23 protein-coding genes are annotated in these 20,441 nt (G+C 69.1%); 10 read left to right on the forward strand and 13 right to left on the reverse strand.

The window, feature by feature from the left end; translation table 11 throughout:
* Positions 1–23: 23 nt before the first annotated feature.
* A complete protein-coding gene (locus B1790_RS28950; RefSeq protein WP_079926736.1) occupies positions 24–1,121 on the forward strand; it encodes a PDR/VanB family oxidoreductase in 1,098 nt (365 codons plus the stop codon).
* A gap of 4 nt (positions 1,122–1,125) precedes the next feature.
* On the opposite strand, the gene B1790_RS28955 is transcribed toward B1790_RS28950, so the two are convergent.
* On the reverse strand, positions 1,126–1,593 hold the full coding sequence (locus B1790_RS28955) for an NUDIX domain-containing protein (RefSeq protein WP_079926737.1): 468 nt from the start codon (positions 1,591–1,593) through the stop codon (positions 1,126–1,128).
* A gap of 4 nt (positions 1,594–1,597) precedes the next feature.
* Complete coding sequence (locus tag B1790_RS28960; RefSeq protein ID WP_079926738.1) at positions 1,598–2,209, reverse strand: GIY-YIG nuclease family protein; 612 nt, start codon at positions 2,207–2,209, stop codon at positions 1,598–1,600.
* 57 nt (positions 2,210–2,266) lie between these two features.
* On the opposite strand from B1790_RS28960, the gene B1790_RS28965 reads away from it, so the two are divergent.
* Positions 2,267–3,070, forward strand: coding sequence for an SGNH/GDSL hydrolase family protein (locus tag B1790_RS28965; RefSeq protein ID WP_079926739.1), 804 nt, complete (start codon positions 2,267–2,269; stop codon positions 3,068–3,070).
* Here B1790_RS28965 and B1790_RS28970 read toward each other — a convergent pair.
* The 3 genes from B1790_RS28970 to B1790_RS28980 are packed head-to-tail and all read right to left on the reverse strand — an operon-like array spanning position 3,038 to position 4,853.
* The gene (locus tag B1790_RS28970) at positions 3,038–3,424 is read right to left on the reverse strand and encodes a DUF732 domain-containing protein (RefSeq protein WP_369832452.1); all 387 of its coding nucleotides are present in this window, start codon (positions 3,422–3,424) and stop codon (positions 3,038–3,040) included. The two genes, B1790_RS28965 and B1790_RS28970, sit on opposite strands and share 33 nt — an antisense overlap.
* Positions 3,425–3,461: 37 nt before the next feature.
* Positions 3,462–4,040 carry a hypothetical protein gene (locus B1790_RS28975; RefSeq protein ID WP_079926740.1) on the reverse strand — a complete coding sequence of 193 codons (579 nt, stop codon included), beginning with the start codon at positions 4,038–4,040 and terminating at the stop codon, positions 3,462–3,464.
* A gap of 15 nt (positions 4,041–4,055) precedes the next feature.
* Positions 4,056–4,853: a nuclear transport factor 2 family protein gene (locus B1790_RS28980; protein ID WP_079926741.1), complete on the reverse strand. Its 798-nt coding sequence runs from the start codon at positions 4,851–4,853 to the stop codon at positions 4,056–4,058.
* 129 nt (positions 4,854–4,982) lie between these two features.
* Between B1790_RS28980 and B1790_RS28985 the strand changes: the two genes are divergently transcribed.
* From B1790_RS28985 to B1790_RS29010, 6 genes are all read left to right on the forward strand, one after another.
* Complete coding sequence (locus B1790_RS28985; protein ID WP_079926742.1) at positions 4,983–5,336, forward strand: hypothetical protein; 354 nt, start codon at positions 4,983–4,985, stop codon at positions 5,334–5,336.
* A 105-nt stretch (positions 5,337–5,441) separates the two neighbouring features.
* The gene (locus B1790_RS28990; protein ID WP_079926743.1) at positions 5,442–5,873 is read left to right on the forward strand and encodes a hypothetical protein; all 432 of its coding nucleotides are present in this window, start codon (positions 5,442–5,444) and stop codon (positions 5,871–5,873) included.
* A gap of 48 nt (positions 5,874–5,921) precedes the next feature.
* Positions 5,922–7,589, forward strand: a complete 1,668-nt coding sequence (locus tag B1790_RS28995) for an acyl-CoA synthetase (protein ID WP_079926744.1) — start codon at positions 5,922–5,924, stop codon at positions 7,587–7,589.
* Positions 7,590–7,717: 128 nt separating this feature from the next.
* A complete protein-coding gene (locus tag B1790_RS29000; protein WP_079926745.1) occupies positions 7,718–8,497 on the forward strand; it encodes an SDR family NAD(P)-dependent oxidoreductase in 780 nt (259 codons plus the stop codon).
* Positions 8,498–8,828: 331 nt separating this feature from the next.
* Entirely contained in the window at positions 8,829–9,410 is a 582-nt protein-coding gene (locus B1790_RS29005; RefSeq protein ID WP_079926772.1) for an NlpC/P60 family protein, read from the forward strand.
* A 32-nt stretch (positions 9,411–9,442) separates the two neighbouring features.
* Positions 9,443–10,090, forward strand: a complete 648-nt coding sequence (locus tag B1790_RS29010) for a TetR/AcrR family transcriptional regulator (protein WP_158083891.1) — start codon at positions 9,443–9,445, stop codon at positions 10,088–10,090.
* Between the two features lie 7 nt (positions 10,091–10,097).
* Here B1790_RS29010 and B1790_RS29015 read toward each other — a convergent pair whose 3' ends face one another.
* From B1790_RS29015 to B1790_RS29025, 3 genes are read right to left on the reverse strand one after another with little or no spacing between them, the layout of a single operon-like run.
* Positions 10,098–10,283 carry a hypothetical protein gene (locus tag B1790_RS29015; RefSeq protein WP_079926747.1) on the reverse strand — a complete coding sequence of 62 codons (186 nt, stop codon included), beginning with the start codon at positions 10,281–10,283 and terminating at the stop codon, positions 10,098–10,100.
* On the reverse strand, positions 10,274–10,675 hold the full coding sequence (locus B1790_RS29020; RefSeq protein WP_079926748.1) for a DUF4267 domain-containing protein: 402 nt from the start codon (positions 10,673–10,675) through the stop codon (positions 10,274–10,276). Before B1790_RS29020 ends, B1790_RS29015 begins: the two co-directional genes overlap by 10 nt.
* A gap of 44 nt (positions 10,676–10,719) precedes the next feature.
* Positions 10,720–13,077 carry a Tex family protein gene (locus B1790_RS29025; RefSeq protein WP_079926749.1) on the reverse strand — a complete coding sequence of 786 codons (2,358 nt, stop codon included), beginning with the start codon at positions 13,075–13,077 and terminating at the stop codon, positions 10,720–10,722.
* 69 nt (positions 13,078–13,146) lie between these two features.
* Here B1790_RS29025 and B1790_RS29030 point away from each other — a divergent pair, with 69 nt between their 5' ends.
* The gene (locus B1790_RS29030) at positions 13,147–14,616 is read left to right on the forward strand and encodes an FAD-binding oxidoreductase (protein ID WP_079926750.1); all 1,470 of its coding nucleotides are present in this window, start codon (positions 13,147–13,149) and stop codon (positions 14,614–14,616) included.
* On the opposite strand, the gene B1790_RS29035 is transcribed toward B1790_RS29030, so the two are convergent.
* Entirely contained in the window at positions 14,591–15,901 is a 1,311-nt protein-coding gene (locus B1790_RS29035; protein ID WP_079926751.1) for an acyltransferase, read from the reverse strand. The genes B1790_RS29030 and B1790_RS29035 overlap by 26 nt on opposite strands.
* A 91-nt stretch (positions 15,902–15,992) precedes the next feature.
* On the opposite strand from B1790_RS29035, the gene B1790_RS29040 reads away from it, so the two are divergent.
* Complete coding sequence (locus B1790_RS29040) at positions 15,993–16,901, forward strand: hypothetical protein (RefSeq protein ID WP_079926752.1); 909 nt, start codon at positions 15,993–15,995, stop codon at positions 16,899–16,901.
* A gap of 9 nt (positions 16,902–16,910) precedes the next feature.
* Here B1790_RS29040 and B1790_RS29045 read toward each other — a convergent pair whose 3' ends face one another.
* The 4 genes from B1790_RS29045 to B1790_RS29060 all read right to left on the reverse strand — a co-directional run bounded on the left by B1790_RS29045 (position 16,911) and on the right by B1790_RS29060 (position 20,390).
* A complete protein-coding gene (locus B1790_RS29045) occupies positions 16,911–17,702 on the reverse strand; it encodes a DUF4239 domain-containing protein (protein WP_079926753.1) in 792 nt (263 codons plus the stop codon).
* 96 nt (positions 17,703–17,798) lie between these two features.
* A complete protein-coding gene (locus tag B1790_RS29050) occupies positions 17,799–19,202 on the reverse strand; it encodes a hypothetical protein (protein WP_142271559.1) in 1,404 nt (467 codons plus the stop codon).
* Positions 19,203–19,614: 412 nt separating this feature from the next.
* Positions 19,615–20,112 (reverse strand): GreA/GreB family elongation factor, encoded by a 498-nt coding sequence (locus tag B1790_RS29055; RefSeq protein WP_079926755.1) that lies wholly within the window; start codon positions 20,110–20,112, stop codon positions 19,615–19,617.
* Positions 20,113–20,210: 98 nt separating this feature from the next.
* Positions 20,211–20,390 carry a hypothetical protein gene (locus B1790_RS29060; protein ID WP_079926756.1) on the reverse strand — a complete coding sequence of 60 codons (180 nt, stop codon included), beginning with the start codon at positions 20,388–20,390 and terminating at the stop codon, positions 20,211–20,213.
* Positions 20,391–20,441: the final 51 nt, after the last annotated feature.

Here is a 20,441-nt window from a genome sequence, read left to right on the forward strand (position 1 = left end):
GCGGCCCGGGCCGCCCACCTCTGATGTTCGCGCGCTTCCGGGAGGTGCCGCCGAGCGCCTCGGGCCGATCGCGCCACGACGTGCCGCTGGGCGTCGCGGCCACCATCCTCAACGGATTCTTCAATCTGTCTGCGGCCGTACGCAATCCAGTGCCGCTGCCCGATGTCGACCGTGAGTTTCCACTCGTCGTGACCGACCGTCTGGTCGTCGCCCACGACCAAGACGTGATCGCGTTGACGCTGGCTGCTCCTGGCGGTGGTGCATTGCCGCGCTGGCACCCTGGCGCGCACGTCGACGTGCACCTGCCCAGTGGCCGGGTGCGGCAGTACTCGCTGTGCGGCGATCCAGGAGTCACCGATTTCTATCGGATCGCCGTGCGCCGCATACCATCTGGCGGTGGTGGCTCACTCGAGGTGCACGACCTGGCCGTCGGGGCGACCATCACCACCAGCGGTCCGCGCAACGCCTTCCCGTTGACCGTGCCGGGGTACGGCTCACCGGCCCAACGGTTTCGGTTCATCGCAGGCGGCATCGGCATCACCCCCATCCTTCCGATGCTCGCGCAGGCGGAGAACCTCGGCGTGGAGTGGTCGATGGTCTACACCGGCCGCCGTCGCGACACGCTGCCGTTCCTCGAGGAGTTGGCCCGCTTCGGTGACCGCATCCAGATCCGCACCGACGACGAGGCCGGTCTGCCGACACCCGCCGACCTTCTTGGCGAGTGCCCCGGCGGCACGACGGTCTACGCGTGCGGACCCGCGCCGGTCCTGACCGCGCTGCGGTCGGCGCTGGCGGGACGCGACGACGTGGAATTGCACTTCGAGCGCTTTGCCGCTCCCCCGGTCGTCGACGGCACCGAGTTCTCGGTGTCGGTGGCCTCGACGGGCGCCACGGTCCGGGTCGGCGCGGACGAGACGTTGTTGGGTGCTCTCAAGCGCGAGGGCGTGCACGCGCCGTACTCGTGCCAGCAGGGTTTCTGCGGGACGTGTCGCGTCCGCGTGCTCGGCGGGGACGTCGAGCACCGTGACACGTTGCTCACCGACCCCGAGCGGGGCGCCGGGATGATGCTGATCTGCGTGTCACGTGCGGCTGGTGACGGAGAGTTGGTCCTCGACCTGTAGCGGGTCAGGCGCCGTCGAGGTGGGCCAGCAGGTGGTCCAGCAGCGGGCGCTGGCCCTTGAGCAGTTTCACGTAGGCGTCGGCGACGGAGAACCACGCCACCCGGTCCATCTCGGGGAACTCCTTGATGGCGCCGGAACCCTTGGGCCACTCCAGCTCGAAGGTGTTGCTGACGCTGTCGGTGACGTCCAGGTCGGCCGCCACGGCGAACGCGGTGACGATCTTTCCTCCGGACTGCTTGACCGGCGGCAGCGCCACGCGCGGCCCCTCGGGAACGGGAAGGCCGATCTCCTCGACGAACTCACGCTGGGCGGCGACCCATGGATCCTCGTCGTCGGTGTACTCGCCCTTGGGGATCGACCACGCGGCTTCGTCCTTGCGGGCCCAGAACGGGCCACCCGGGTGGCCGATCAGGACGTCGTACCCGTCGGCGCCGCGCCGGTACAGCAGGAGGCCGGCGCTAGTGCGAGGCATCGAGCTACCACTCCTTGAGTATGCGGAGCTTGCCGGCCTTGACCATCGCTTCGCGCCGGAGGCGCTTGAGCTCCTGTTGAAAGGCGGTGTCGCCCTGCAGGTTCAATGGCAGGACGAGGTTGGTGGTCAGTTCCTCCTCGAAGACCCACGGCTCGGGACGAACCACCCAGGACACCAGGGTGTTGTCCGACATCCACTGGTTGAGGACGGCCTCGCCGCCGGCGAGGGTGATCTGCTTGCCGGAGCCGATGCGACGCAGCTCGAGGCCCAGCTCCTTGGCGAGCAGCACCCCGAGCGACTTGCGCAGCGACGAACCGTCGGCGTTGCCGCGGGCGCCGCCGAAGTGGTAGCGGATCCTCTTGTGCAGGTCTTGGCTGACCGGACGCTTGCCGCTCGCGGGCGGGGGCGTCGGGCTGATTCCAACGTGCAGCAGGGTGAGGTCGTCGCGCACTTCGCACCCCGTCGCGTCGACCGCTTCGGGCAGGGAACGGAACCACCACCCGTAGGCGCCGGGGGCGTTCGGGACGGGGCTGGGCTCGGCGAACACCTGCTCACGTGTAAATCGCTGTGCGTCAAGAAAACCCGCGACGGTGTCCGGGCGTGCTGCGTCAGGCATACCTCAGCCTTTCACACCGGCCTGCCCGCCGGACCGGCCCGCGGCTAGAGTGCGCTCGTGGCGAACGAGTCATATCAGCGATACGTCGCCCTCGGCGACAGCCAAACCGAAGGCCTGTGGGACGGTGACGACACCGCAGGCGTGGCGGGCTTCGCCGACCGGCTGGCCGTCCGGCTCGAGGAACTGCACCCCGGCGTCCTGTACGCCAACCTCGCCGTACGCGGGCGTCGCATCCGCGACGTGCTCGACAACCAGCTGCCTGCGGCCGTCGAGATGCGGCCCGACCTGATCACCAGCTGCATCGGGATGAACGACGTCACCAGGCCGGGAAAGTCCTTCGCCAGGGCACTCGAGGACGTCGACCTGCTGCACGACCGGCTTGCCGAGACCGGTGCCACGGTGGTCACCACGACGTTTCCCGACCTCGAGCAGATCCTGCCGGTTGGACGCTTCCTCGGTGCGCGGGTGCTGCAGATGAACGCGGTGGTGCGGGCGGCGGCGGCCCGGCACGGTTTCCGGCTGGTCGACCTCTACGAGGCGGAGTCGATGGGTGACCCCGACGTGTGGAGCCCCGATCGCGTGCACGGCTCACCGGCGGGACACGCGCTGTTCGCGGCTGCGGCGGCCGAGGCGCTGAATCTGCCTGGCAGCAACCATGATTGGGCGATCTCGAAGGCCGAGGTCGTCAGGCCGGATTTCCGGTCGCGGATGTACTCGCAGGCCCTGTGGACGCAGAATCTGCTGATGCCGTGGGTGTGGCGGCACCTGCGGGGGTTGTCCAGCGGCAACGGGCGCGTCGCGAAGCGCCCTCGGCTGACGCCGGTGGCCCTAGTTGCCGAAGCCGCCGAGGCCACCGAGTAGGCCCAGTGGGATCGGGGATTCGCCGTTGGCCAGCGAACTCATCGCGCCGGGGCAGAACGCGGAGATGGCGAGCCCGGTGAACATCGTGGCCGGTCCCAGCGACATGCCACCGGCGTCGGCGACGCGGGAGGCCGCGTCCGCCACGTCCTGGCCGGGCTGCGACAGCATCGGGCACACCGAGCGACCGAGGTCGGCCGCCTGCGCGGGGTCGACGGCGCCGATGCCCGCGCTGTCCACGGAGTTGATGAAGTCGGTGGTCGGGTCGGCTGAGGCGGGAGCGGCGGCCACCAGGGCGGCACAGATGGCTCCGCCGGTCAGAAGTGCGATCCGGGCCGTCATCTTGGGTGTGCTCACGGCCAAAGACTACGGCGAATCGCGGTGATCGGCCGAATCAGACGCCGGTCCACACCTCGTCGATCTGGCTGTTGATGTCGATGACCTTGGCCTTCGCCGATTCGGGGCTGTCGATTTCGCCTGCCACGTGCTGGGCGACGAAACGCTTGATCTCGGCGTCGACGCCACCGACGATGCGCACCAGCTCGGCCCGCAGCGTCGTCGACGTGATGTGGATGGAGATGTCGGATGGTCGGGGCTTCTCGACGTCGAGGATCAGCGACAGCGGATGGGCGGCGACCGCGGTGGCCCGCAGGGCGATCTCGCCGAAGACCTTGAAGCGCGGCTTGTCGATGCGCAGGTCGATGATCAGCTCGATCTCCAGGGGGATCTGGATGTCGAAGGTGAGCTGCTCGCCTTGGTGCCGCGTCACCGCCGGGTCCTGAACCCTGACCTTCGCGGTGACCTTGGCGAACTTGCCTGGCCCCTGGGCCATGGGCCCCATCGTGAATTCTTCACCGGCGATCTGACCAATAGCCGCGGCGACGCGTTCCTCGGTGACGGCGATCTCGAAGAACCGGCGGCCGAATTCCTCGTACGTCATGGAGTCATACGCAGTGGAGTGGAAGTCAGACATGATCTTCGTACCTTGTCACGTCCACTGGTCGTCGGCGAACACCCGCACCCCGCGGATGCGCGTCGGCCGGGTCGCCACGTCGGCGAAGACCACCAGGTGCCGCCCGTCGCGGCGGGCCCGCGCGACGGTGACGTTCCCGGCGCGGACCATGCCGTCCCACTGCGCGCCGTGCAGCAGGGCGACCAGCTCGGAGGTCCCGATCCGCTCGTCGTCTCCCCTGGTGAGCTGCGGGGCGTCGCCCAGTCGTCGTTTGACGGCAACCTGGTCGCCGGCGCACGCGTCGTCGAGCAGCGCGCCCACGTGCCGCTTCCCGCGACTGGTCGCCCCACGGAAGCCGGCCAGGAAGCCCGCCGTGCCGGCCAGTCGCTGGTTGCGCAGCAGCGCACCGGAGAGCTGCAGACCCGCGGGCAGGGCGCCGACCCCGTTGCGGGCGAACTGCCACACCATGGCGGGCAGCTCCCAGAATGCTTGCAGCCGAGCGATGTTCAGTGAGTCGTCGAGGTCGTAGCGCAGGAAGGCGGGGATCGTCATCGTCACCGAGGTGCCCATCTTCACCTCGAGGGTCAGGTCGCGGATGACGGCGGAGCCGGAGACCACGTCGCGATCGCGGTGGAACGTGACGTCGCGGGGGCCGATGAACGTGTCGTAGAAGCGGGCGATCTGGGCACGCCCGACGTGGGGTCGCGAGCCGACGGGATCTTCGATGCGGCCGTCGGGGGCGAACAGCGCGACCCAGCCGTCGCGGTCGTGGGCGCCTGCGGCCTCCGGCGAGCGTTCGACGGCGGCGAGCATGTCGGCGATCGGCGGGACCATACCCATTCACTTACCACCCCAATGGCCGTCGGGTGAGCGTCGTGGCGATCTTGGCCGTGGACCTGCACACTGGTGTGGTGCGGTCGACTTCGTGTCGGGCAGATGTGTCGGCGCAGATGAGGAGTAGTCATGAACCAGAATCCGTTCGGAATCGACCCCGAGGATCTCGACCGCGTCATGCGCGAAGCCGGCGACGGCCTGCGTGACGCACTGGGCCGCATGGGCAGGCAGGCCGGGTGGTCCACGCTTCTCGACGAGTTCACCAGGAGCACCCGCCCCAGGAACGAACCCGAGACCGCGGGTGAGACGGGCGACGGCGTGTGGTCGATCTACACCGTCGACGCGTCGGGCGGCGCCCACATCGAAGAGGTGTATCCGACGGAGTTGGACGCGTTGCGCGCCAACAAGAACAACACCGATCCGGGCCGCAAGGTCCGCTTCCTGCCGTACGGCATCGCTGTCAGCGTCCTCGACGGCGAATAGGCCGGCGACCGGGCGCGGTCGAAACGACGCGCCTCCTGGGCGGCACCCGTTAGGCTTTGCCCGCAGCGTCGCCGGAGGCGACCGTGTTCCAGGAGGCTCATCATCATGATTCGCGAACTGACGGTCGCCGCGGCGATCGCCGGGGCCGCCATTGCGCTGGCACCGTCGGCAGCGGCCGACCCGGGTCCGATGTTCCCCGACGATCCCAGCCACTACGACACGTCCGCCACCGACGTGCCCGGCATGAACTATCAGGCGTCGCTCGGTGCGCCGTGCGACAACTATCAGCTGTTCACCTTCGGGCGGAGCCGCGGTGGTTCCACGGTGGTGTGCCACTACATCCCCAATCAGTGGCCGCCCGTCTACACGGGCTTCTGGGTGTCGTCGTATCCGCTGAAGGGCGTGCAGGACATCGGCGCTCCGTGCGACGGCCCCAAGGGCGCGGCCCAGGCACCGGACGGTCGTCCGATGGTGTGCCTCGGAGACCAAGGGTGGCAGCCCGGCACGTTGACGGGTGCGGGATTCTTCCCCGGCTGATCCGTCGACTTCGACCATACGGATACACCTCACCTGTATGGTCGTCCCATGGATAGCGGGACTAACTTCAATCTGTCCGACGTCTTCGGCACCGTCGCCGAGGCCATTGCCGATCAGACGTTCCTGGTGTGGCGCGGCCGACGGTTGTCCTACGGCGAGGTGAACCGCAGGGTCGACGGTTTCGCCAACTACCTCACGTCGGTCGGACTCGGGTGCCACACCGAGCGCGCGGGACTGGAGGGCCACGAGTCCGGCCAGGACCATCTCGGCATCTACCTACGCAACGGCAACGAGTACCTCGAGGCGATGATCGGGTCCTACCGGTCCCGCGTCGCCCCGTTCAACGTCAGCTACCGCTACGTCGAGGACGAGCTGCTGTACCTGCTCACCGACTCGAAGGCGAAAGCCCTTGTCTACCCGGCGGAGTTCGCACCGCGGGTGGCCGAGATCCTCGACCGTCTTCCCGATCTTCGGGTCCTGATCCAAGTCGCCGACCACTCCGGCCACGAGCTGCTCCCCGGTGCCGTGGACTACGAGACCATCCTCGCCACACCGCCCCCCGCGGAGATGCCGACGCCGTCGGGCGACGACCTGTACATCCTCTACACCGGCGGCACCACCGGCATGCCCAAGGGCGTGCTGTGGCGCCAGCACGACATCTTCCTGTCCTCGATGGGTGGCCGGCCGTGGGGCAGCGATCAGCCGCTGGCCTCGCACGAGGAGCTGGCCGAGAAGGCCAGGGCGTCGGCGGGCGCGGTGTCGATGTTGATGATTCCGCCGTTCATGCACGGCGCCGCGCAGTGGGCGGCCTTCAACGCCGTCACCATGGGCGGCCGGGTGGTGATCCCCGACGACGTCGAGCGGATGCGGCCCGCCGAGGTCCTGCGCCTGGCAGCCGAGGAGAAGGTGCTGAGCATGCCGGTGGTCGGCGACGCGATCGCCCGCCCGCTGCTCGACGAGATCGAGGCCGGTGACTACGACCTGTCCGGCCTGTTCACCATCACCAACGGCGGCGCGCCGCTGTCCCCAACGGTGCGCGAGCGCCTCCTGACGGCGCTGCCGCATCTGATGCTGCTCGACGCGGTCGGCGCGTCGGAGTCCGGTGCCCAGATGAGCACGGCGACGACGGCGGGCGCCGAGGTGCAGCCCGCCACGTTCACCCCGCAGTCCGACACGGCGGTCGTCTCGGCCGACCTCGACCGGGTGCTTGCCCCCGGTGAGGGCAAGGGCTGGCTGGCCCGTCGGGATCTGATCCCGCTGGGCTACCTTGGCGACGAGGCCAAGACCGCCAAGACCTTCCCGACGATCGACGGGGTGCGCTGGTCGGTGCCTGGCGACCGGGCAAACGTGTTGTCCGACGGGCGTATTCAGCTACTGGGTCGGGACTCGGTGACCATCAACTCCGGCGGCGAGAAGATCTTCGTCGAAGAGGTCGAGCGGGCCATCGCCGCACACCCGAGTGTCTACGACGTGGTCGTGGTGGGCCGCCCGTCGGAGCGATGGGGCAGCGAGGTGATCGCCGTGGTGCAGTTCGCCGAGGGCGCCGACGCCACCGACGAGGAGCTCGTCGAGGTGTGCCGGACGTCGATCGCGCGCTACAAGATCCCGAAGGCGTTCGTCAGGGTGCCGAAGGTGATGCGCTCCCCCGCAGGCAAGGCCGACTACCGCTGGGCCAAGGACGTCGCCGTGAACACCGGCGCGAGCACCCCCGCCTGACCACGACGCAAACCGACCACCACGCGGGACGTCGGGCGGTAGGTTGACGCCATGGGACCAACCGGTGAATTCACCGCGCCGACAGCGATTTCCACCGTCATGTGCGGTCGTGTGAGGGGTGGCCGACGATGAGCGCCTATTCGCATCCTGAGGCGCTGGCGGGCCGCGCGGTGATCGTCACGGGCGCAGCGCAGGGCGTTGGCAAGGGCATCGCCGGTGCACTGTTGGAACGCGGCGCTCAGGTGTTGCTGGTTGACGTCAAGACCGATGCGTTGGTCGCGACCGTGGACGAATTCGCCACGGCTGGTTGGTCTTCGGAGTTCTTCGTGACAGACCTGCGGGATCCGAGCAGCCCGACGGCGATAGTCGACGCGGCGGTTGGCAGATTCGGCAAGGTCGACGCGTTGGTGAACAACGCGATTGCCACCAACGAGCCAAAGGCGTTGGCGGACATCACCGCCGAGGACTACGACCTGGTGTTCGACGTGGGCCCACGGGCGACCTTCTTCCTGATGCAGGCCGTCCATCCGGTGATGAAGGCCGCCGGCGAAGGAGCGATCGTCAATCTAGGGTCGGGGTCGGGCACCGGCGGCCAGTCCCAATTCGCGGCCTACGGCGCCGCCAAGGAGGCAATCCGGGGCATGTCGAAGGCGGCCGCCCTGGAATGGGGCCGCGACAACATAAGGGTGAACGTGATCTGCCCCTTTGCCGATTCCCCCGGCGTCCAGTTCTGGCGCGACATTGCCCCGAAGGACTTCGAACGGGCACTTCGGTCGGTGCCGCTCCACCGGGTAGGGCGTACGCACGAGGACATTGGGGCTCTAGTGGCGTTTCTGGTTGGTGACGACGGCGGGTTCATCACCGGCCAAACCATCATGGTCGACGGTGGAATGGGCGTATTTCGGTGAGCGGCCGGTCCCTCACACCAAACGCCCAGTAACGGAACGACATCGAGCCCTTAACCGATTCAGTGGGTCGTCGTGCCGTCCCCGCGGCCCGGTGCGACGGTGCCGGGGACGAGACCCCGTCGCGCAGTCCGGTCGAAGTCGTAATTTGCGCTTTGACATGGCGTTTCGTAGAGTTGGCGGCGCGCGAAGCGAATTCGATTCAGACGCATGCCGGATCGCGAAATTGGCTCTCCCGCAACGACATTTGAGACCTCTTCGGTCCCGACGTCGAGAAGTGATGGGCGCCACAGATTTTGGCGATGCCGAAATTGCGTTGCTACCGTCCGTCGTCATGATCGATGCAATTGCGACCACAGCCCTGTTGACTCTGGTCAACCAGGTTTCGGGGACGCCGTACCGCACGGGTGGCGATTCACCGTCCGGTACGGATTGCTCGGGACTCGTGTCGTGGGTGGCCAACGCGGCCACCGGCCGCCCGATCTACGGCGACCGCTTCCACACCGGCAACGAAGAGCAGGCCCTTCTGGCGCGCGGCTTCCAGTACGGCACCCAGCCGGGAGCCCTCAACATCGGCTGGAATTCCGGTCATACCGCGGCCACGCTGCCCGACGGCACTCCGGTGTCCTCGGGTGAGAGCGGTGGAGGGGTAAGGGTTGGCGGCGGCGGCGCCTTCCAGCCCCAGTTCACCAAGCACATGTACCTCCCGGTCGCACAGGATCAGCCCGCTCAAGACCCCCTGGCCCCACCGCCACTGGATCCGCTCGCACCGCCGCCGCCCGCCCCTGGGCCCGCCGACATCCCTCCGGTGGACGGCATGCCCAACGAACTGCCGCCTCCCCCGCCCGGTCCCGAGGTGCCGCCGCCGGGACCGGAACTGCCACCCGCCCCCGACATGGGCCCAACGGCCATCTAGGCCCGCCTGGCGTGGCCGGTACGCTCGGACCCGTGGGCACATCCCCGGTCACACCGTTGCCAGGGCTACGTGAACGCAAGAAGGCTCGTACCCGCCGCCTGTTGGTCGACGCGGCGGTCGACTCGTGTCTCGCGCACGGGTACGAGGCCACCACCGTCGAGCAGATCGCCGAGGCCGTCGAGGTTTCGACCCGCACGTTCAGCCGGTACTTTGCGTCGAAGGACGCGGTGTTCATCGCCGTCATCGACGACCTCGCCGGGGCGATCACCGACGAACTGCAGACCCAACCGTCGGATCTCGGCCCGATGGAGTCCCTGCGGGCGGCGCACGTGGCCGTGCTCACCAGGATCGCCGAACGGCGCCCCGTCGCCGGCCTGACGGCCGAACGCATCGTCGTAATCCTGCAGATCGTCGCGTCCTCGGAGAGCCTTCGCCACGCGACCGTCGACTATCGAAGCCCTGCTGCGATGGCAATCCTGGCCGATCGCATGGGCGTCGCGCCCGACGACAAGCGCCTCGCCTTGGCGGTCTCGCTCTTCGCGACCACGATCGTCAACGCCTGCACGGACGTGGCCGCCGGTGATCCCGACGTCCCCCTTGGCCCGACTTTCGTGACCGATCGGCTCGAGCGGGCACTGACCGACCTGGCTCAGTTCACCGCCGAGCTTCGATTGCCCTGAGCGCGAGCTACTTTCGCCTCCGCGCGCCAAAGCCGGCGATCGCGATGCCGATCACGGCCACGATCGGACCGATGACCGACCACGTGGTGGTGTTCGACATCGGGCTTCCGCCGACGACGCCGAAGCCCTGAAGGGCCCACAGCACGCCGAAACACGTGACGACGACACCGAGGCCGAGGATGGCTATGCGCATGGTTCGACAGTAGACGGCGCGGAGACGGACCGCCGCGTCGCGCCCCACAGTCCGACGCCGATCCCCACCACCGCTCCCCCGAGCCCGATGACCTGCTGGGACCGCCGCATCTGGTGGTGGGCCTTGAGACCTCCGAGGAGATCCGCGGCGTCGGCGCCGCCAGAGGCGAGGAACCAGCCCCTGGTGTCGCGCCCGCGGATAGCGGCCGCGGCCAGCAGTCCGCCGATGAGGGCGTCGCGGTAGCCCATCGAGGACAGCAGGAGGCGCGCCCCGCCCACGGGTTCCTCAGGGTCGCCCCACCACCGGTTGGCGCGGACGGGGTCGACGAGGAACGACAGACCCGAGGCGAGCCGGATGCCACCTACGACGAGTGCGGCGCGATCGATCGACATGACGGGAGCCTAGAGCCTCCCGCCGGCACCCGTCGGCGGTTTGGCTAGCGCCCGAAGCCCGCGTTCCGCAGCGCCTCGGCCATCGATCCCGAGGGCAGCGCCGACTCGCGCCGGCCGGAATCCTTGGGTCGGTTCGACTTTGGCCGATCGCCCCGGGGCTGCTGCTGCCCGGGTGCCCGACCCTGGCCGCCAACCTGCTGTCCGCCGCGTTGCTGTGGGGTGTCGTTGAGGCGAAGGGTCAGCCCGATCCGCTGCCGGTCCACGTCGACCTCGAGAACCTTCACCTTCACCACCTGACCCGACTTCACCACCTCGTGGGGGTCGGAGACGTATCGGTCGGACATCGCCGAGACGTGCACCAGACCGTCCTGATGTACGCCGACGTCGACGAAGGCGCCGAACGCGGCCACGTTGGTGACGACGCCTTCGAGGACCATTCCCGGCTTCAGATCGGCCACCTTCTCAACGCCCGCGGCGAACGTGGCCGTCGAGAACGCCGGCCGCGGATCGCGGCCCGGCTTCTCCAATTCGGCGAGGATGTCGGTCACCGTCGGAATGCCGAAGCGCTCGTCGGCGAACTCGGCGGGCTTCAGCGAGCGCAGCGACCGCTCGTCACCGATGAGCTCGGCGAGCGTCACCCCGGCACGGTCCAGAATGCGCCGGACCACGGGATAGGACTCCGGGTGCACACCGGACCCGTCCAGCGGATCGTCACCGCCGTTGATCCGCAGGAAGCCGGCACACTGCTCGAATGCCTTGGGGCCCAGGCGCGGAACCTTCAGCAGCGCCTTGCGGTTGCGGAACGGACCCGTCGACTCGCGGTGGGCGACGATCGCCTCGGCCATGGTGTCCGTCACCCCGGAGACCCGCGCCAACAGCGGCACCGACGCCGTATTCAGGTCGACGCCGACGGCGTTCACCGCGTCTTCGACCACCGCGTCGAGACTGCGCGCCAGCGTGCCCGGCGTGATGTCGTGCTGGTACTGACCGACGCCGATCGACTTCGGATCGATCTTCACCAACTCGGCCAGCGGATCCTGCAGTCGCCGCGCGATCGACACCGCACCGCGGATGGTGACGTCGAGATCCGGAAGTTCGTGCGCGGCATACGCCGACGCCGAGTACACCGACGCACCGGCCTCGCTGACCATGGCCTTCGCCGGCGCCTTCGCCCCGGAGGTCGTGATGTCGGCGATGAGTTCGCTTGCCAGCGCGTCGGTTTCGCGCGACGCCGTCCCGTTGCCGATGGCAATCAGGTCCACGCCGTGACGAGCGATCAGCGCACCGAGCATCGCCTTGGACTCGTCCCACTTCTGCTGCGGCTGGTGCGGGAAGATCGCGCAGTGGTCGAGCACCTTGCCGGTGGCGTCTACCACGGCGACCTTGACGCCGGTGCGGAAGCCGGGGTCGAGTCCGAGTGTCGTGCGGGTGCCCGCCGGCGCCGCGAGTAGCAGATCCTTGAGGTTCTTGGCGAACACCGACACCGCGTCCAACTCGGCCCGCTGCTTGAGCTTGATCCGCGCGTCCACCGCCGCGGACACCATGAGCTTGACCCGCCAGGCCAGCTTCACCGTCGTCGCCAACCACGGCGTCGCGGGGGTCTTCGCGGTCAGGTCTACGCCAAGGGTCTGGGCGACCATCGCGTGATAGACGTCGTCGTCGCCACCGTCGAGGTTGAGTGAGAGCACCTGCTCCTTCTCACCACGCATGACGGCCAACACGCGATGCGACGGCATCTTCTCCAGCGGTTCGGAGAATTCGAAGTAATCTCGAAACTTCTGTGCAGCAGGGTTTTTGGCAGCATCGGACGATGAGAGCGACGTGCGAAGAGTGCCGTCGGCCCAGAACTTCGCGCGGACGGCACCGACGAGTTCGGCGTCCTCGGCGGCGCGCTCGATGATGATGTGCCGCGCCCCGTCGAGTGCGGCCGCGGCATCGGCGACGTCCTCACCGAGGAAGTCGGCGGCCGCGGCCTCCGGCACCAGCGTCGGATCCGCCAGCAACCGGTCGGCCAGCGGTTCCAGTCCCGCTTCGCGGGCGATTTGCGCCTTCGTCCTGCGCTTGGGCTTGTACGGCAGATAGATGTCCTCGACCCGTGACTTGGTGTCCGCCGTCAGCAGCGCCGTGCGCAGCTCGTCGGTGAGCTTGCCCTGTTCGGAGATGGAGGCGATCACCGCCGTGCGGCGAGCGTCGAGCTCGCGCAGGTAGCCGAGACGCTCCTCCAGTAGGCGAAGCTGCCCGTCGTCGAGGCTGCCGGTGATCTCCTTGCGGTAGCGGGCGATGAACGGCACCGTCGCGCCCTCGTCGAGCAATCGGACGGTCGCGGCCACTTGGGCTTCGCGGACGGCCAGTTCGTCAGCAAGGCGGGCATTTACGGACTTGACGGTAGGGCTCGGAGTCACGCCGAGACCCTACCCAATGCCCCCGACGGAGCCCGGTGGGCAACGCCCGTGTGGTCAAATCAGCAGGCCATGACCAGAGAACTCCCCCGGCAGGTCTTCGTCCGCGGCGCGCTCGGCGCGGTGGCGACGGCCGTCCTGGGGGCCTGCGGAGCGCCGACGCCGCCCGGGCCCGCGACGACACCAGCCGAGCCGGGGCACTCGGCACCGGACTGGACCAAGCTGGCCGCCGCGGTCGACGGGACGGTCGTCCTCCGTGGCGACGGGGGTTACCCGGCCGCCAAGACCGTGTTCAACACCCGCTTCGCCGGGTCGACGCCGGCCGCCGTCGTCACGGTCACCTCGGTCGAGGACGTTCGCGCCGCCCTGCGGTTCGCCTCGTCCAGCGGCGTCGCGGTCACCGCCCGAAGCGGCGGGCACTCCTACGTGGGCGCGTCGGCGGCGGACGCCACGCTGGTGGTCGACCTACGCCGCCTTCCCGGCGGGGTCACCTTCGACGACGGCACCGGACGGGCGACGGTGTCCCCCGCGGCGGACATCAGCTCGATTCAAAACGCGCTCAACGCCTTTGGTAGGTCCATTCCCACCGGTAGCTGCCCGTCTGTCGGTGTTGCCGGGTTGACGTTGGGTGGCGGGCTCGGCGCCGATGCCCGCCGGTACGGGCTGACGTGTGACGCACTCGTCTCCGCGACGGTCGTCCTGCCCGACGGCGAGACGGTCACCGCCTCGCCGGGCGACGATGCCGACCTGTTCTGGGCTCTGCGCGGCGGCGGCGCCAACAACGGCATCGTGACGTCGTTCACCTTCGACACGTTCCCGACCACCGGCCGCGACGTCGTCACGCTGGTCTTCGGAGAGGACGCCGCCGCACGGGTGCTCGTCGGCTGGCACGAGTGGCTCGTGGCGGCGGACCGGGCGGTGTGGGGCATGGTGAACCTCACGGTCGGCCCGGGACGTGGACGCTGCTCGGTGGTGCTGGCCACGCCGGCCGGTGACGGACCTGCTCGGGCCGCAGGCGTTCTGGCGGCGATCGGAGTGCCCACCGTCGGCCAGACCATCCGGACGTTCGACCACCTGGGCGTCGTCGCGTACTTCGGCGGCGGACCCGACGCGGTGCGACCGCGGGCGTTCGTCGCGGGCTCAGACGTCGTGGCGCGGATGACACCGGCGGCGGCTGAGTCGATCGTCGCGGCGACCTCCGCGTGGCCGCGGGCTGGCGGCGCGGCGACGGCGGTCGTCGAGTCGCTCGACGGGGCGATCGGCGACGTCGACCCGGCCGCCACCGCGTTTCCCTGGCGGCGCCACGCGGCGAACGTGCAGTGGTACGTCGAAACACCCACCCCTGAGCTCACCGACGCGGCGGACCGCTGGCTGACCGCGGCGCACGCAGCGCTGGGCGCACACTCGGCCGGCGGATACGTCAACTACCTCGAGCCGTCGACCCCCGCGGTGCGCTACTTCGGGCCGAACCTGCCACGCCTGTCCGCCGTCCGTCGGCGGTGTGACCCCCAAGGAGTCATGTTTTCGAGTCTGCGGTTCTGACGACCGCGCAGGTCCTGGCGGCTGCCGTCGCCGCGACGAACGCTCCGAGTGCCGACCAGCCGTCGACGCCGGCGAGGCCGTCCTTGGCCATCAGCAGCAGGGCGACGCCCGCCACGCACACCAGTACGCCAGCGGCCGCCGATCGGATGCCGGTCGCCCGAGCCGAGGCGTCCCACCAGGGAAGCCGGCGATGCTCCAAGGGCGACAGCAAGGCGAACGTCAGTGCCATGACCACCGCGAAGACGGCGGCCCGCAGCGCGAGGCGGCCCCAGAAACCCGGTTCGTGCACGTCGTAGGCATCGACGCCGACCGCGTGCAGCGTGAAGGTGGCCACGGCGATCGCGGGAATGTGCCAGAGGTAGAGCGTCATCGCTCCTCCGTTGCCGAGGGCGACGGCGCGCCAGACCCTCGGCCGTGCGGCCCAGCGGCGGATGGCGCCAGCGGCGAGCACGAACACGCACGACATCCAGGTGCAGTGCAGTGCGAGCAGCAGCGTGGGCGGCGACACGTTGGAGAGCCGCTCGGCGCCCGTCACGACCAGGGACACCTCGTACGGTCCGAGGGCGACGGCTGTGATCGCGGCGGCGAATGCGACGACCGCAGCGGCGAGCGCGGCCCGTGGGTTGACCAGGTTGCGCGCGTAGGCCACGCCGATCACCACCGGGATCAGCCAGACGAACAGGAAGTTGGCCACCCCGGCTTCGGGAGCGCAGACGGCGAGCCGGATCGCGTCCGTCCCCGCCGAGGCGGCGAGAAGGGCGACGACGACGAGGGCGATCGCGCGCCCGGACCGCAGTCGGGTCATGGCGGGGACGAACGCGAGCACCACCAGGTACACGCCGAGAAACCACAGCAGGGCGACGGATTCGCGCCCCAGTCCCGCCGCGGACTCGGCTCCGAGCACCAGCCGGGTCACCAGCAGTCCGAGCACCCATGCCGCGAGATACCAGAACACCGGGCGGCATAGTCGCTGGCTTCGGGTGAACAGCCAGGTGCCCCACGCCGTTCCCGGCCGCCAGCCGTAGGCGCCCGCGGCACCGCCTGCCAAGAAGAACAGCGGCATGACCTGCACGATCCACGTGATCGGGGCGATCACGGGCAGCTCACCAAGCAGATTGCCGATCCGCAGGCCGCCGGGGCCGATGGTGGCGAGCAGGAGCGCGCAGTGTCCGAACATCACCACGACGAGAGCGCCCAGCCGGGCGACGTCGACTGCGCGGTCTCGGACGGGTGCGGAGTCGTCGGCGACCGTGGGTGCGCCGGTGGTCGACCTGGTCTGTGCCATGTTCCCAGCATGCCGGGCAAACGGCTGCGGTGGATGAGTAGGACTACGCGAATTTTGGGGCGCCGGGTCGGATTCGCCTACATTGCAGGTAATGCGTCCGTTACTGATCCTTATCACCGTCCTGGTCGGCGTCCTGGCGTCGTCCACCGCTCCCGCCGGTGCCGAAACGCAGGCAATGCCCGATCTGAGTGGTTATGCGACGGTGTCGACGTACCCATTCGTGATGGGCAACGAGGTGTACTTCCAAACCCCTGACGGGCTGCTCTGTGCGATTCAGCCGGCCCGCGGCGCCGCGGGGTGCGACGGACGGCTGCCCGGCACGCCCGCCGAGGTCAACGAGATCGCCCTGAGTCCCGATGCCAGCACCCGGGGTCTGCTCGCGACCGCCAACCATCGCTTCGTGAAGTCGACCGGAAATGCCGCCCCGCTGCTGCGCGAGGGCCAGAAGATCGTCTTCGGGGACTTCTCGTGCGCCGTCGGCGCCGGGTCGTTCACCGCGTGCGTCAAGGGCCAGCCGGCGTCGCAGTGGATGGTGTTGTCTCCCAACGGAACCGGCGTCGGACCCAAGACCGACGGGCTGCCGCCGGGCTTCCCGGACCCGAACGACTTCGTCGTGGGCGACGAGACCTACATCGTCGGCCAGGGCGCGAAGAACCTCTTTCCGGTCTTCACCGTCGAGGGCGGTCTCACCTGTTCGATCGTCGTCTTCAGCGGTGGCGAAATCGGCTGCGACGGACCGCTACCGGGTGTCACCGGCGGGGAGAACGAGGTGTTCGCGCAACTGCCGGGCGCCGCGGGGATCCGCCGTACCGACGCACCGAAGTTCAAGACACCCGCCTATCCCGGCCCGGTGAAGCAGCTGCCGGTCGGGTACCGCGTGCACGGAATCGGGTCGGTGTGCATGGCGCTGCCCGGGGGCGTGGCGTGCACGGGGACGTTGGCCGGGGCGGTCAACGGCTTCGAGGTGACGCCGGCGGGGGTGTCGACGTTCGGCGGGTGATCCTCCCCGTCAGGGGTTGGGCCGCTGATGTTCCCACGTCTGAAGCACGTTGACGTACGGGTCGGGTGGGACCGACAGGGCGCCGACGAACGGATGCTCGAGCGCGAAGATCAGGTAGATCACGAAACCCATCAGGCCAGCGGTCAAGCCGACCGCGCAGGCGTGCACGACGAGGTCGCGGGTGCCGAAGAGGAACGTGAACGCCATGACCACGGCGCCACCGCCGACCAACAACACCCAGAGTTCACCGGGAACCGCCGCGTCGCCGGCCGTGACCCGCATCTTGCGGTTGGCGCTCAGGTCGTTCAACTTGACGATGTCGTGGTCGAAGAACGCAATCTCGTTGCGGCTCTGCGGTTGAACGCTCAGGTAGGCCGACCAGACGTCGGTCATCGGGCCGGATTCCTCCTCGATGGTCTCCCCACGTCGCATCCGCGGTAGTTCGTCGTCGATCACGTCCTTGGTGTAGGCAATGAGGCTCCGCTGAACCTCCGCCCGGTCCGTGGGTGGTATCGCGACGGAGTCCCTCAGCAGCTCGGCGATGGCACTTGCCTCCGCCTGGGTGGCGTCCTCGGCGTCACCGAACTGTTCCCACACCACGACCACCAGGAACGCCACCAGTACCGCGTACAAGACGCCGGCCAGTTGGAAGACTTGCGAGGACACCAGATTCGCGCTCTCGAGCCTGGTGTGCGACACCAGCTTTCGGAAGACGAGGAGCCCACCGACCGACAACCCGACCACGACGGCCACGGCAAGGAACCCGAGTAGCGGGGCGGGCATCTGTAGCAGCCAGATCACGGGCAGTGTCCCCCAGTCCGGCGGACGCGAGCCGTCCGCAGCGCCATTATGGCCAATCGGGCCGGTGCGAGCGGGGTAACGCCGAGATGGACCCTCTCAGATGACCGAGCGCAACCCGAGGGCGGTGGACACCTGCGCCGCGACGACGCATACGCCCGTGGCGAGCTGCCGACCCACGGGGCCGGGCAGATCGTCGACGTGTCCGCACGCGGAACCCAGCACACCGCCCCTCGGCAGCACCGCCACCACGCCCGGAGTCAGTTGCAGGACAACGGCATAGCCGTCGTGATCGCCGGTCGTGAGGGTGCCGTCGTCGTAGGCGTTGCCGAGGGGGACGACGCCGACCACGGTCGCGGCGCCGCTGGCGACGAGCCGACGGGCCAGTGCCGCGCGAGCGGTCTCGGACGAGACGTACTCGTGGGTGAAGGGGTTGGCGGGGTTGAGCTGTTCGGTGCTGAACGCGCCCGACCACACGTAACCCGCGCCGTTGGCCGCGGGGGCGGCCCCGAACATCCGGCCGTGGTCGTTGGGGAACAGGAAGAAGTTGTCGGAGAACGCCTGGAGGAAGCCGGTGGGCTGCTGTCCGTAGCTGGCGCCGTTGATGATTCCGGAGAAGCCGGTGCTGTGAATTGGTTGGGCGGGGAATCCGGCTCGGGTCATCGCGGCGTCGAGCCGGGCCGCGGATTCCGCGGAGCTCGTCGACGTCGGGTCGAGGATGATGACGTTGACGGGTTCGAGAACCGTCTTGCCGCCGTGCCGAACGCCGCCGTAGTTGGCGATCTTCCCGTTGGGTTGGAGCAGCCAGGTCCCGATGTCGCCGTACACGGTGTGCGCGACGTCGGTGGGGCGCGGCGCGTCCGGCGCCGCGACGGGTGCGGCGGCGTTCGGCTGAACGGTGGTCACCGCGGCGGCGGGTTTGGCGAGGGCGGTGGCGCCTTCGATCTCCCGTCGAATCAGCTGCAGCGCCCCGAGCACGACCTGTCCCGGAGCTACCGGCGCGCCGCCGGTGCGCGTCGTCGAGGTGCTCTTGGACGCTGCGGGTGAACCGGTGACCGCGGTCGTGGTCGGCGCCTCCTTGGCAGGGGCGGTGACGTCGTCGGCGGCGGGCTGAGCGGCGGTCGCCGAGGGGGACGAATGCTTGGTCGCCCGGCCGTTCCCGGAGCCCGGCTTGCGGGTGGATGGCCGGGTCGACTCGGCACCGGGAGATTCGGGCGAGTCGGCCACGGCGGTGCCGCCGGAGGCTGCCTCGTCAGCGCCTGCGCCCTTGACCGTCTTGGTCGTCTCGGACGACTTGGTCGACGACTGCGAGCTGCTGCCGCTCTTGGGACCGTCGGTGCCGGTGGTCCCCTCGGCATGGGCGACTCCGGCTCCACCGGCGACGGCCGCGCCGATGCCCAGTGCCAGCGCCAGTGCGCCGATTCGGCCGACGTAGTTGGCCGCGCCCGCGCCGGTTACCGCCGCGTGCCGCGGCGCATGGCTGGATTTGCTGTGCCGCCCCATCGCCATCCCCCTGGATTCGCTCGTCTCGAGGGACTTCGCGCGCTTCTCACCGGTCCTCGACCGACGAATCGTATACGCACCGCGCCGGTCGTCGGCAAAGGAACCGCCACGATGGGCGGTGGGGCGGCAAGGGGGAGCGAGACGCCCGTCCTCCCCCAGCAGGCACGTCGAATTGCCTCACCCCTTGCCTGTCGAAGGTGGTCGATCGGGCGCAATCTGCCCAGACTGCCTTCGCCACCAAACGGGTAGACCAAATCCGTTTTCAGCAAACCGTCAACGGGTGTGATGAAGTCGGGGCGTCATTTGCCGGCCGCGAACGCCAGGGTTCGGGCGCCGGACCGCCTGAGACGATTTAGGGGCGGGGCCGCAGGCCACGTCACCGCAGCCCCGCGAGACGCAACTTACCTGCCCGTCAACGGTTCGGCATGTCGAGGGCTTCGGCGTCACTTTCTTGGGTGTGCAGGCCGTACGGCACGGCGGTCAGCATCGTGACGGAAAGCTCGGCGCCGTTGGGCAGGCCGTAGGTGCGCCGCTCCCCCGCGCGGGCGCCGACGATCGCCGCCCCCAGTGGCGACTGGACCGAATAGACCTCCAGGTCACCGTGTTCGGCGCCGCGCACGCCAAGCAGGAACGTCTCCACGTCGCCGGTGTCGCCGTACCGCACCGTGACCACCATGCCTGGCTCGGCGACCCCGTCGTCGGGCGGATCCTCGCCGACGACTGCGTTCAGCAGCAGGTCGTGGATTCGTTGGATGCGGGCTTGGCGGGCGCGCCTGACGGCGATTGCGTTTTCGTCGGCGTCCTGGTCTCCAGGGGAGCTCGCACACAGTTCGCGCAGAGTGTCGAACTCGCGGCGCAGCCGCTCGTGGGCGCCCGCCGATATCCACACCCGGTCGGTGATGGTCGTCATTCGAGGTTCCTTTCATGGGTTGCCGTCAGGGGCGGGCGGTGAACGGTTGCGCCGCCCCTGACGACTCGCAGCGCCCGAGGTGGGCGGAGGTAGGACCGTCAGGCGACGGCGCGTCGCCGTGGATCGAAGGGCCGCAGCACTTCGGGTTGCTTGCCGGTGGTGATCTGTTCGGCGAGAAGGCGTCCCGTCACCGGACGCGGACCCGCCCAGACATCGCTGCGCTCGTCGCCGCCCATGTCGCTGCCTCCGTCGTCGAAGTCGTGTGCTGATGACTCCATGGTGCGGCGGGCGGCGCGGCATTACTTGGCGCGAGAGGACAACGACGAGCA

This window comes from Mycobacterium sp. AT1 (assembly GCF_002043095.1).
Classification (GTDB): domain Bacteria; phylum Actinomycetota; class Actinomycetes; order Mycobacteriales; family Mycobacteriaceae; genus Mycobacterium.